Origin of the sequence: Alistipes sp. ZOR0009, from assembly GCF_000798815.1 — a bacterium.
Taxonomy (GTDB): domain Bacteria; phylum Bacteroidota; class Bacteroidia; order Bacteroidales; family ZOR0009; genus Acetobacteroides.
Map to the genome: position 1 here is coordinate 1 of NZ_JTLD01000071.1, position 12,421 is coordinate 12,421.

At 48.0% G+C, this 12,421-nt stretch carries 7 protein-coding genes; all 7 read right to left on the reverse strand.

Annotated elements, in window-relative coordinates:
- Window positions 1-225: 225 nt before the first annotated feature.
- Window positions 226-1,461: a TCR/Tet family MFS transporter gene (locus L990_RS15780; protein ID WP_047451383.1), complete on the reverse strand. Its 1,236-nt coding sequence runs from the start codon at window positions 1,459-1,461 to the stop codon at window positions 226-228.
- A 534-nt stretch (window positions 1,462-1,995) separates the two neighbouring features.
- Complete coding sequence (locus L990_RS15785) at window positions 1,996-3,366, reverse strand: tyrosine-type recombinase/integrase (protein WP_052181087.1); 1,371 nt, start codon at window positions 3,364-3,366, stop codon at window positions 1,996-1,998.
- Window positions 3,367-3,427: 61 nt separating this feature from the next.
- Entirely contained in the window at window positions 3,428-3,727 is a 300-nt protein-coding gene (locus tag L990_RS15790) for a hypothetical protein (RefSeq protein ID WP_047451385.1), read from the reverse strand.
- Between the two features lie 2,096 nt (window positions 3,728-5,823).
- Window positions 5,824-7,095 (reverse strand): TolC family protein, encoded by a 1,272-nt coding sequence (locus L990_RS15800; protein ID WP_047451396.1) that lies wholly within the window; start codon window positions 7,093-7,095, stop codon window positions 5,824-5,826.
- Window positions 7,096-7,191: 96 nt separating this feature from the next.
- Window positions 7,192-10,284: an efflux RND transporter permease subunit gene (locus L990_RS15805; RefSeq protein ID WP_047451389.1), complete on the reverse strand. Its 3,093-nt coding sequence runs from the start codon at window positions 10,282-10,284 to the stop codon at window positions 7,192-7,194.
- Between the two features lie 10 nt (window positions 10,285-10,294).
- The gene (locus tag L990_RS15810; RefSeq protein WP_047451391.1) at window positions 10,295-11,401 is read right to left on the reverse strand and encodes an efflux RND transporter periplasmic adaptor subunit; all 1,107 of its coding nucleotides are present in this window, start codon (window positions 11,399-11,401) and stop codon (window positions 10,295-10,297) included.
- Between the two features lie 308 nt (window positions 11,402-11,709).
- A complete protein-coding gene (locus L990_RS15815; RefSeq protein ID WP_052181089.1) occupies window positions 11,710-12,030 on the reverse strand; it encodes a hypothetical protein in 321 nt (106 codons plus the stop codon).
- Window positions 12,031-12,421: the final 391 nt, after the last annotated feature.

Here is a 12,421-nt window from a genome sequence, read left to right on the forward strand (position 1 = left end):
GCAAACGTTTCCTTTTACTCTTTTCGCTAACGCTTCCGTAACCGATACGCTCTTTTTCCTAAGCTTACCGTTAACGGGTTGCGGCTAAAAGAAGTGGCGGCTTTGGAACACTAAACTGTCTAAACGCACAATGTTTATTAGTTGCACAACTGTTTATATTCGCACTTCGCCCGCCATTTTTTTTAGGTGCTGTTAGCGGTTCGTTGTTTTCTGTCTATATGGTCATTACTTGTCCACCGATTTTATCAGTCTATTTGATTTTTTAAAACTTTTAAGAAACAAAATTAAACTAATTAATGTCAATATTGAAGCAATTAAAAAAGGAATTCCTGGAAAATAAATCTCGGATTGTTTTCCCGTAAAGTAAGAAAAACTGCTTGTCATTAACGGTGGTGCAATCAGAGTTGTCAAGCCCATTAAACTGCCTAAAGCACCTTGAAGTTCACCTTGTTCGTTGTCGGGCATTGCAGAAGACATAATACTTTGAACGGCTGTGCCTTGAATTCCACCAACTATGAAAAGTAATAAAGCGGTAAAGAGCAACCATTGCCACGGTGTAAAAGCAAACAGAAAAAAGCCCGTCATCATAAGTACAAATCCTAATACTGCCATTCGTTTGTCGCCCAATTTTTTTGCCAAAATACTGACTAACCATAACTGAACGATAATTGATAGAATGCCTATAAATGCTAATGAGTAGCCAACAAGAGAGGTGCTCCACTTAAATTTTTCAATGGTGAAAAATGCCCAAACACTTTCCATACTGTGATTAGCGATGGAAACAAAAATCATTGATAGCACTAAAGTTTTTATCAATGGGAATTTCTGTAAGTGTTTGAGGGAACCAAATGGATTAGCTCTTTTCCTGTCAAATTTCCTGCGGTTATTTGCTTTTAACGATTCCGGGAAAAAGTAATAGCCGAAAATAAAATTGATAAAACTTAAAATAGCAGCAACAATAAAGGGTGTATGAGTTCCGAATTGTCCCAATGTTCCGCCAATTATGGGTCCAATTATAAACCCCAAACCAAAGCCTGCGTTTATAAGTCCGAAATTTTTAGTTCTATTATCGTCTGTGCTAATGTCGGCAACACAAGCAGATGCAACGGAATAGCTTGCTCCTGTTATACCTGCAATTGTCCGCCCAACAAAAAGCCACAAAATACTTGGTGCAAAAGCAAGAAAAATGCAGTCGATGCTAAACCCAAACAATGAGCTTAAAAGTACTGGTCGCCTGCCATATTGGTCGCTTAAATTCCCTAAAACTGGTGCAAAAACAAATTGCATAATTGCATAAGCAAATGAGAGCCAGCCTCCGTATTTGGCGGCTGTGGTGATGTCTGAATGAAGTAGATTAATTAGTAGTTGTGGTAGAACTGGAAAAATTAGTCCAAAACCTGCGGTGTCAATTACGACAACTATTAATACAAATATGAGTGTTGATTTATGATTTGATTTCATTTTTATGAAGCGATAAATTATAGCATTACTCTGAAAAGTATAATGCAGTTTGTTAATAATAAATTCAATTAAGAAGAGTCTCAACCATGTACGTCTTCAAACTAAAGTGGACTTTTCCTAAGAGAGTATTTAGTTAATAATTCAAAGATAAATGTTTTTTTCTTGGGTGTTTTCATAATAATTCAAATTTAAGGATTTTGAAAACACTCTCTTAGTTTTGAACTAAATCAGTCCACTTTTTGCTGACGATTTACATCAACCAGATTTGGTTAAGAAAAAAAGCGTAGAACGCTATGAAAATATTTTTGCCTCATAATGGCACAAATATAAACAAAGTTTAAGACGTCAATGTCGAGTTGCGAAAAATAATTAACAAGACCAACGAAGTGTTAGTTTTTTTGTCGGGCGTTTAATGCTTGTACATTTACAATGACCGCTAACTTACTTATATATGCACCTCCATCCTCCAAAAGGTGCATATATACACCCAAATCGGTAGGTATTGTACACCTTTTACCCAATTGTAGGTGCTCTTTACATCAGGTCGTCGAAGGGGCTTTTCACTTTTTGCAAGCTCTTTTCGCTGACATGGGTGTATATCTCTGTTGTACGGCTGCTCTTATGGCCCAGCAGTTCCTGGATGTACCTTAAGTCGGTTCCCGATTCGAGCAGATGGGTTGCATAGCTGTGCCGCAACCAGTGCAAGGTAGCAGGTTTGTTAACATTCGCCAAGCCTAAGCTAAACTTTAACACTTTTTGAAGGCTTGTCTCCGAGTAGGGCTCGCCAGGCTCCTGCCCTTCAAACAGCCAAACCGTTGGCCGGTACGCCTTGTAGTACTCCCTTAGCATTGCTATTACCTTATCCGATATGGGAACCATCCTGTCCTTCTTCCCCTTGGCATTCAGGATAATCAGCATGTGCCGCTTGGAGTCGATGCTCTTAGGCGTTAGCGATAGCAGCTCGCTGCGCCTTAGCCCGCAGGCGTATATTAGGCTGAGCATGGTGCGGTGCTTTAGGTTGGGCGATGCGCTTAGTATGGCCGCCACCTCCTCCTTGCTCAGCACGTTGGGCAGCTTGTGCTCGCGGCGTGGCCGCTCCAGCTGCTCTACCTCCAGCTTCGAGCCTCGAATGGTCTTAAAGAACAGCTTCGCCGCGTTTACCGCCTGGTTCTGGTAGGAAAAGCTAAGCCGATGCGGTATCATATACTGGTAAACAAAGCGCTGCATGTCGTCGCTGGAGGCCTCGGCGCTGGTTTTAGGCTGGATGAACTGCAGGAAAACGGTAATGGCATGCACGTACGTTTTTACGGTCGATGGGCTGTAGCGCTTATGCTCCATCCACCGCCTAAATTGCTCAACTTCGGGAAGGCTTTCGGCGGCTAAAGGGGGTAAGCTGGCCACTACCTCTGCCGGGTTGATAACGGGCATGGGCTTTGGAGGTGCTGCTTCCTTGTATACGACGTAGGCCAGCCGGCTATTGAAGTAGCTTTGCAGCAGCTTCAGGTTTTGCCCATAGTTGGGAATAACCCATCGGCAGCGAGCCTTATCCCACCGTACATACTTAAAGGTGCGGATAAACTCGATGTCAACCTCGTTCTTGGGCATTTTTAGGATGAGCAGCTTCCCCGTTACCTCCAGCCCTATTTCGCTATAGCTGCTTGCGAGCGTTTGGGCCAGCACTGGGGTGGGTAGTGGGCTTGGTGCTGATGCTGGTTGGCGGATACCTGCAAATAGTTCGGTGAGCTGGTGGTACGCTTGGCTGCTATTCGGTATATGCCATGCCTGTAGCGTTTTGCTCCATTTTGCATCGGGCAGCTGCCGAATTTGTTGTACAAGGTCGGTGCTGTACGGAAAATCAAGCTTAATACGATCCTCTCCACGATGCCTAATCTTTTCAATTTTCATAGCGGTGTGGGATTTCTTTCCTACTCAAATATAGCAAATACTTACATTATAAGCCTAATAGTCAATAGGGAGCAGCGCCATCCGAATAAATCGCAGCCCCGTGAATAAAGGATAGCTTGTATCCCCCAAAAAAAGCGGATACCGCTAGGTACCCGCTCCTTAATGCTGCTGCTAGTAGGTGGAAGGATGCTACAATGCCCAAGCGGGCAAGAATTCGTAGCGTTTCGCTAAACACGGGCTTCTGATCGCTACCTTGGTAGGCGCATCGGCAGTCGTATTCAGCACCACGGTTAACCCCTGTAATGGTAACTTTACGGGTAGTCGATATCTCCGATTTCCATAAAGTAGAGTCGGCCTGCACTGCGGCTGCTGCGGCGCAGTCAGCTACCGCCTACTACTTCACCCGCTTGTTGACTATACAGTGTGTTGTGCATTGTTATTATGTTTCTTATTAGATATCTTTCTAAACGAAGCAAAATACCTCTAACCCCATCTGAGAATTTAATCATAGCCATTTTACGTTGAAGAAGTTCTCCTCCTCGTGCTTACTAGAGGGGCTGCCAACTCAATTAGGCATCGTTTTCATTTTTTTTTTGATTTTATTTTTCTTGATGCTGAATATACGAATAGGCTTGCCAAACCAAGAAAAAATAGGAAACCGACTGAGGAACAAACTATACGCCATATTTCGCCAGTCTCAAAACTTTTAATCATCGTAATTAATGAAAATGTCAACATTCCAGCTAATGGAATAAATCGAGCAACAGACTTTCTATTTATATCACTCACAATCAACCACTATTTATACAACGTAAAATAATTATTTTATGCACCACCAAATATTTACAAGCTAAGCCTGCAAACATTTCAGCCACCAATTTAATACTTATTTGCAGCTTCGTTTATCGGTTTCACCAAAATATCTTCCTCAATATGTTGTAGCGTGGAGCTATTGCCTAAGCGTAGCTATCGTAGCCATGCTACATGGTATTTAAAACCTAGCTAGTTATCCGTACAGTAGTAAAACACAAATGGGCTTTACGGCCAAAGGATATTGGGCAGCTACAGCCTTTTCGGCAGGTATAACAGGTCGTGGCAGGTACAGAGTGCTGCCAAAGAGTTGGCTGTTAGCTCTACAAAATGGGCTGCCATTTCTAGAGGCTTTACGCAAAGTCGGCCCAAAGAGTGTGGTAAAGGCTTCCGCTAGCCTGCTACAGCTACACAGCAGCAGGCAAATGCGACAGGCTGGCTTAATACTTCGTTAAGCCACATTTTAGAACCTTGCGGTTGGCTTAATACTCCATTAAGCCACTTTTTAGAAACTCACTGCAGGCTTAATACTCCATTAAGCCACATTTTAGAAACTCGCTGCAGGCTTAATACTCCGTTAAGCCACATTTTAGAAACTCGCTGCAGGCTTAATACTCTATTAAGCCACTTTTCTATTCCATTAGGCTTCTATTAAAAAATAAGAAAGAAGCAGCGAACACTATTAGACACCCCTCCAGAGCCATTAGGCAAGCAGTCAGCTCCGCTAGCCTATCCCCAAAAGGTAATAGACTTCTTTGTAGCTCTATCTGGAAAGCAGGCCGCTCCATCAGGTTAAACGATGAAGAGCTGATGGGATTGCAGAAAAATAACAGAAGTTTTTGAAGGAAGGTATTTTCTAGAAGTTATACTGGAGTTAAACGGGAGTTATACGGAGGTAAACGGAAGTTAAACGGGAGTTACATGAAGGCTGGGACGTTAGAAAAGTCAAAGAAGTCAAAGAATAGTGGTTATCTGACATCTCAAATCGCATATCGCATATCTCATTATTCATATCTCATTATTCATATCTAAATCCCCGTGCCCTCTGCGTCTCCGTGTCTCTGGGTTTAAAAAAGAAGTTATACGGAGGTAAACGGAAGTTACATGAAGGTATTGAAAGTAAAGATGTTAAAGAATAGTGGTTATCTGACATCTCAAATCGCATATCACACATCGCATATCTATATCCCTGTGTCCTCTGCGTCTCCGTGCCTCTGTGTTTAAAAAAGAAGTTACACGGAGGTAAACGGAAGTTAAACGGGAGTTACATGAAGGCTGGGACGTGAAAGAAGTTATTTTTTGCTGTCATCCCGGCGAAGGCCGGGATCTCCTGTTCTACAGTTATTTTTTACACCAAAGGATGTCTTAGAAACCCTCGGGAGATCCCGTGTCAAGCACGGGATGACAGCGCTGATTGATGGACTGCTTAACTAAACGGTACTGAGAAGTAATTATTCCCTGTGCCCTCTGTGTCTCCGTGTCTCTGTGTTGAATCGCGATCTCAAATCGCACATCGCACATCGCACATCTATATTCTCTGTGCCCTCTGTGTCTCCGTGCCTCTGTGTTTAATTTGCCTTTCTCATTATACTAAAAAAAAGCGGAGATATACCTCCGCTCTCTATGGTTGCTTAATATCCTTTACAGCTACTCAATATCCCAAATACCGGCAGCGCGTTCGAGCTCTACCAGAGCAACGGCAAAGCGGTAGCGGGCATCGGCATGCTGGGCGCGAATATCGTTGTACGAACGCTGGGCGTTAAGCACCTCAACCAAGCTGCTCTCGCCGCGCTGGTAGGCGTATACGCGAGCCTTAAGGATGGTGTTAGCCTGCTCGGCAATGCCACCGTTATAGTAGTCGAGCTGCCTTTCGGCGGTTCGGTAGCTGGCGTAGGCGCGCATAATATCGGCCACAAGCTGCTGCTCGGTATCTCTATACACCATATCGGCCTGACTAACGGCCAGCTTTGCGGCGCGCACGGCCGAACGGTTCATGCCCGATAGCTTTAGCGGTATGGTAATCCCGGCGCTATAGGAGCTAAAGGCTGGCGCCGGAGCGGTTTCGTTTCGCACCTGGGCGTTACGGGCGTATCCAGCCTCAAGGCTAAACTCAAAGGCGCGATCGGCCTTGAGCTGCCGCAGCTTAGCCTGCGCCAGCTCCCTATCCTTAGCAGCCACCTTTAAGCTCGGATGCTGAACCAAAGCGTTACGAACTAGCTCCTGCTGGGTAAAGGCTCTTCGCCAGGTAGGCGTAGGCTCCGAAGGGTTAATTAGCGTATCGGCAATGGCAGCCCCCTGCATACGGGTAAGCGCCAGCAGCGCTCCCTGCAGCTCATCCTCGGCACCAAAGAGTTCGCCCTGTAGCGCCTTAGCCTCCACCCCCGACTGTAGGGCATCTACCTCCATAATCTCGCCCAGCTTAAGGCGGATGCTATCGGCCTGAGCGAGTTTACGTAGCTGTGCGTACGAGTCGGACTGAAGCGCCAGCTGCTCGTGGCTGTGGGTAGCCGCAAGGTAGGCCAACGTGGCATCGGCACGTAGCGAAAGGAAGAAGGCATCGAGCGCCGAAAGGCTCTGCTCGTATCCTCCCCTCGAGAGCGCCAGCGCCGCTCCGCGCTTGTTGCCAAAGCTAATGGGGTAGCTGATGCCAGTCTCTATCCCCTGCCCCATCTTTAGCGTCTTATCCTGATTGTTGGCGTAGCTAAAGGAGATCTCTGGATCGGGAAATACGCGCGCTGCCTTCAGCTCGGCCTCGGCAATAGCCACGTTAAATACCTGCGCAGCGTAGCTCAGGTTGCCCTTGGCCACCGCAGCAAGATACTGCTTTAGCGAGAGGCTTAACCGAACTGGGGTACGCTCCTGTCCCTGCGCCACCAGTGCTAGCAGCAGGGTGGATAGTAAAAGTATATTTCGTTTCATCCTAATATTTTTTTTACGGTTGGATGCAACCCGCATCAGCCGTTTTTTTTATTCCTATTTGCGACTGCTTACCATGCGGGTTTCATCATTAGGTTGCTAAATATCCTGCTTGCTCTGCTTGGTTAACGCCCACTTCTCTAGCAGATAGTAAAGGGCTGGCAGGGCATACAGCGTAATTACCGTACCAAACGCCAACCCGTATACAATAACGGTAGCCAGCGGACGCTGCACGTCGGAACCAATGCTGGTAGAAAGCGAGGCGGGTATTAGTCCAAGGATGGCCACCACCGAGGTCATCAGCACAGGACGAAGGCGGTGCATGGCCCCGTTAATAACGGCCTGATCGAGTTCGTGTCCCCGCTTACGGAGGTGGTTTATATGGGTAATCATTAGCACGCCATTCTGTATAAACACGCCAAAGAGGGCAATAAAGCCTACCGCCGACGATACGTTAAAGGTCATGCCAAAGAGGTTAAGGGCAAGCATCCCCCCAAAGATGGCGAAGGGCAGCATCCCAATCTGCAGCCAAGCTTGCCTAAAGTTGCCAAAGTTCCAGAACAGCAGCAGGAACATCAGCGCAAGCGATAGCGGCACGATAAGCAGCAGGCGGTTGTATGCCCTCTTCTGGTTGTCGAACTGTCCGCCCCAGCTAATATGGAAATCGTTATGGTTGTAGGATATGCTCCGCTCTATGGCGCTATTGGCCTCGTGCAGGAACGAGGAGATATCCCTATCGCGCAGGTTAACCCTTACGGTAACAAAGCGCTTGTTCCCCTCGCGGGTTATGATGCCCGCTCCCATTGTTGTCCTTATCTCGGCCACCTGAGAGAGCGGTATTCGAGCCCCGCTTTCGGTTGTTAGCAGCAGGTTACCAATCTCCTCAGGGGTGCTTCTATCCTTCTCGTTGTAGCGGCATATCACGTCGTACACCTTATTTCCGATAAACACCTGCGAGATGGCCTTGCCACCAATGGCTACCTCTATAAGGTCCGATACATCCGACACGTTGAGCCCGTACTGGGCAATCTTCTCCCTGTTGGCATGTATCTGCAGCTGAGGCAGCGGCGGTTCCTGCTCGATGGTGACATCCTCTGCCCCCTCTATCTTCCTTACCACGCCCAGCACGCCCTCGGCAATACGTCGGGCCTCATGCTGATCTTCGCCGTAAATCTTAATGGCCAAGTCGCTATGCGATCCCGCAATTTGATCCATCACCATGTCGATTATGGGCTGCGAGAAGCCGATTTCGTAGCCAGGAAGCTTGGCCATATCGGCCGACATGGCATTTATGAGCTCCGTTTTGGTGCGTCCGCTCTCCCACTCGTCGTAGGGATGTAGCCCCACCGAACACTCGATGTGCGATGGCGAGAAGGGATCGACGCCCTCGTCGTCGCGGCCCACCTGTGTCATGGCGTAGCTTACCTCCTTAAACTTCATTATATGCTTTCGCAGGGTGTCGGCCATCTCCTTCGACTTATTGATGGTTACCCCCGGCGGTAGCTGCACCTGCATCCAAATGGAGCCTTCGTCGAGCGTAGGCAGGAAGTCTTTCCCCACCATAGCCGATAGGCCAATGGTAGCGGCAAGGATAAGTCCCAGCGGTAAAAATATCTTGGTAGGACGAGCAATAAGCTTTGCAATTATGCGGTGGTAGTAGGCCGTTAGCTTTTCGAGCCACACGTTGCGATGTATCTTTTGCGGCTTGCGGTACACCATATATGCCAACCCGGGGATAAGCAGCAGCGCAACAGCCATTGCTCCGAGCAGCGCGTAACCAACGGTAAAGGCCATAGGGGTAAACATCTTGCGCTCTATCCGCTCGAACGAGAAGAGCGGAAGGTAGGCCATGATGATGATGAGCATCGAGAAGAAGATGGGCTTTGCCACCTCGGCTGCCCGCTTTACAATATTTTCGCCCTTTAGCGGCTCGGATGGATTTTCCTCCCGCTTACGAAGTATGGTTTCGAGCATCACAATCGATCCATCTACAATAATACCAAAGTCGATGGCCCCCAACGAGAGAAGGTTGGCCGGGATATTGGTAAAATGCATAAGGATAAAGGCGATAAGCAGCGAAAGGGGAATGGCTACAGCCACCACAATAGCCCCACGCCAGCTACCCAAAAAGATGATGAGCACGGATACCACCAGCAGAATACCAAAAAGCAGGGTATGCGAAACGGTATGCAGCGTAGCATCTACCAAATGGCTTCTATCCATGTATATGTGGATGCTTACCCCTTTAGGTAGCACCTTGCTGTTGAGCTCATCTACCGCCTTGTGTACATCCTCCAACACCCGAGATGGGTTTTGGTAGCGCAGCAGCTGCACTATCCCCTCAACGCCATCGGAGTGGTCGCGCTCCCTGTCGGTAAATCCCATTACCCCCTTACGCTCCAGATTACCGTACTTCAGGGTACCCAAATCGCCTAGGTAGATGGGCTGCCCGTTTACAGTTTTAACCACCACACGTCCTAAATCTTCGAGATCCTTTACCAGACCAATACCCCGCACCACGTACGAGAGGTCGCCGCGATTGATCATGCTACCGCCCGCGTTGGCGTTGTTCTTATCAATACGGTCTACCACATCGGCTAGGGTAATATCGTACTGATCGAGCTTCTTTGGATTAATCTCTATCTGAAACTGGGTGGTAATACCGCCAAAGTTGGATACGTCGGCAACGCCCATTACCTGCTTTAGGCGGGGAATGATAACCCACTTCTGCAGGTCGGTAATCTCGCGTAGGGTATGGTTCTTACTCTCTATAACGTATCGGCACACCTCTCCCGTAGGCGAGGTTAGCGGGTTCAGCTCGGGCTGTGCTCCAAAGGGAAGCTCCACACCCGATATCTTTTCCTCTACCCGCTGCCTAGCCCAATAGTCATCTACCCCATCGTCAAATACTAGAATGATGGTGGAGATGCCAAAAAGGTTCTTGCTCCTCATGGTTTGAAGGCCTGGCATCCCATTAAGCTCGCGCTCTAACGGAATGGTAATCTGCTGCTCAATCTCCTCGGCAGCTAGTCCCGGCACCTGTGTGGCTACCTGTACGGTAACATCGGCAATATCGGGGTAGGCATCAATTGGCAGCTGAAACCACGAGTAAACGCCAAAGATGGAAACCAGCGCAAAGCAGGTGGCTATAAGCAGCCTACGATGTATAAATAGCTTTAATATCTTTTCCATTGCTTACCTCCTATCGTAGTAGAACGCCGCCCTTGCATACCACCACATCGCCAGCAGCAAGCCCGTTGCGAACAATTACATCGGTGTCGTTACAGGTAGCCGTTACAACTGTACGCTTCACAAACTTTCCTTCGCCCACCTTTACAAATACGTAGGTGCGATTCTCGTCCTGCAGAATTGCCGAGGCGGGAACAACAATGGCATTATCTATCTTATGGTTAAAGCCTACGGTGGCAAACATCCCCGGCTTTAGCATCCTATCGGGATTAAGGCAGTCGATATAGAACTCAACCGAACGCGTTTGCTCGTCGAGCAAATTGCCGATGTAGCTAACCGTACCATGTACGGGCTTGCCGGGATAGGCGTCGCAGGTAACCTCCACGTTGTCGTGCTGGCTGATTAGGCCTATGCTCTTCTCCTTAACGCGAGCTACCACCCATACCTTGTCGAGATTGGCCACGCTAACCAGCGGTAGGGCGTCGTCCTTAAGGTACTGCCCAACGGTAAGGTCGTACTTAACCACCTCTCCGCTTATAGGCGAGCAAACAACCAAGGGCTTACCCATGGCGGCATCAGCTGGCTTAATATTGAAGATACGAAGCGAAGCTTCAGCACGCTCGTACTCCCGCTTGGCTATCTGGTACGCCGCATCGGCCTCCTCCAAATCCTTTTTAGAGCCAACACCGTGGCTAACCAAGTCGCTCTGCCTATTAAAACGGCTGCTGGCGAGCTGCCTTTCCTGCTTTGCCTGCATAAAGCCCTTTACCGTTTCGAAGTAGTCGGAGGAGTAAACCTCGAACATGGGCATCCCTGCCCTAACCTTTTGCCCCAAACGAACAAACGAGCGAGCCACACGTCCTTCGAACGGCGTGGAGATCTCGGCCGAGCTACCAGCCATAAGCTTTACGGTACCTGTGGTGGTAAACTTAGAGCAAAAGCTGGTGCTGGCAACCGTTTGTAGCGCCAACTTAGCAGCAATAGGAGATTTTGAGGGCAGCACCACCGTGTCGCCCAACATAACAGCAGACGAGCTGGCGCCCGCATCTCCCTTATTCTCGTGGCTGCCACAACCCTGTAGCAGAAAAATTAGAGAACACAATAAAAATATCCGATGCATGAGTAAATAAAATTTACTGGTGTATGAATTGAAATAACTAGAAAATTCGATCGAAGGATTCTTAACCCAAGAAGGTGGGCTTACATGCCGTATAGCTTAGCAACAGGGATGGCTACGTGGCCCATAGCAAAGCTTATGGTCAACCATCGGATTCCACAGGTTATCGGTACGCAGCATTGCAGCAGCATACGCCACCACAACCCAGCACAACGATATCTTAACGCGGTAAGATTTGGGATACTAAACAAGCATAGTAAGCGCAGCGGCGCCTATCCCTTGCCAATCGGCGGAAGTAGGAATAAAAGCACCTAAACGGTGGGAGGTCCACGAAGGTAGAGTACCTGCCTTAGGTTGCACCTCCTAATTCGAAAGGCATCCTCTATCAGAAATACAAGAAGGGGGAAAAAGAGGGCAACAAGAGCGGCCACCAGCACGGCCTCCTCGGCAAACACTGCCGACAGGGCATCTATTATCTGGTACTCGCCAGAACTGTGGCCGTGGTCGGGAGTGCTAAAGGGGTGCGAGTGGGTTACTACACCATACGCCAGATGGTGCGTGTGCCAGAAAAGGGAAACGCTACCGTAGTACCCTATAAATAGGATAAACAGCAGCCATCTCAATACGGGCATCAACCTGCTTCTTATATAACCCAGTAACATGCGGCAAATGTAGCTTTTTTTAATAGCCGATATATTTAGATAAGATTAAATATTATGCCAGCGGCAATATTATCTACCTAAAAAGGGATACAACGCTTTGTAGCCTGCCCGCCTAATGCCGACAGCTAGAAGGCCATTAACCCAACTCCCCCTACTTGGTTGCCAAAAACGTCCCCATTACGCAAACCCATTGGCAAATGAAATGCATCTCATCCCAACCTCCTCTTTTTAAGAAGGCAAGTAGCCCTTGCTACCTGCCACTTTGTGCTTGCTACCTGACAAGTAGTGGCTGCTACCTGCCATTTTGTTCATGCTACCCGACAAGTTGCGGCTGCTACCTGCCATTTTGTTCATGCTACCC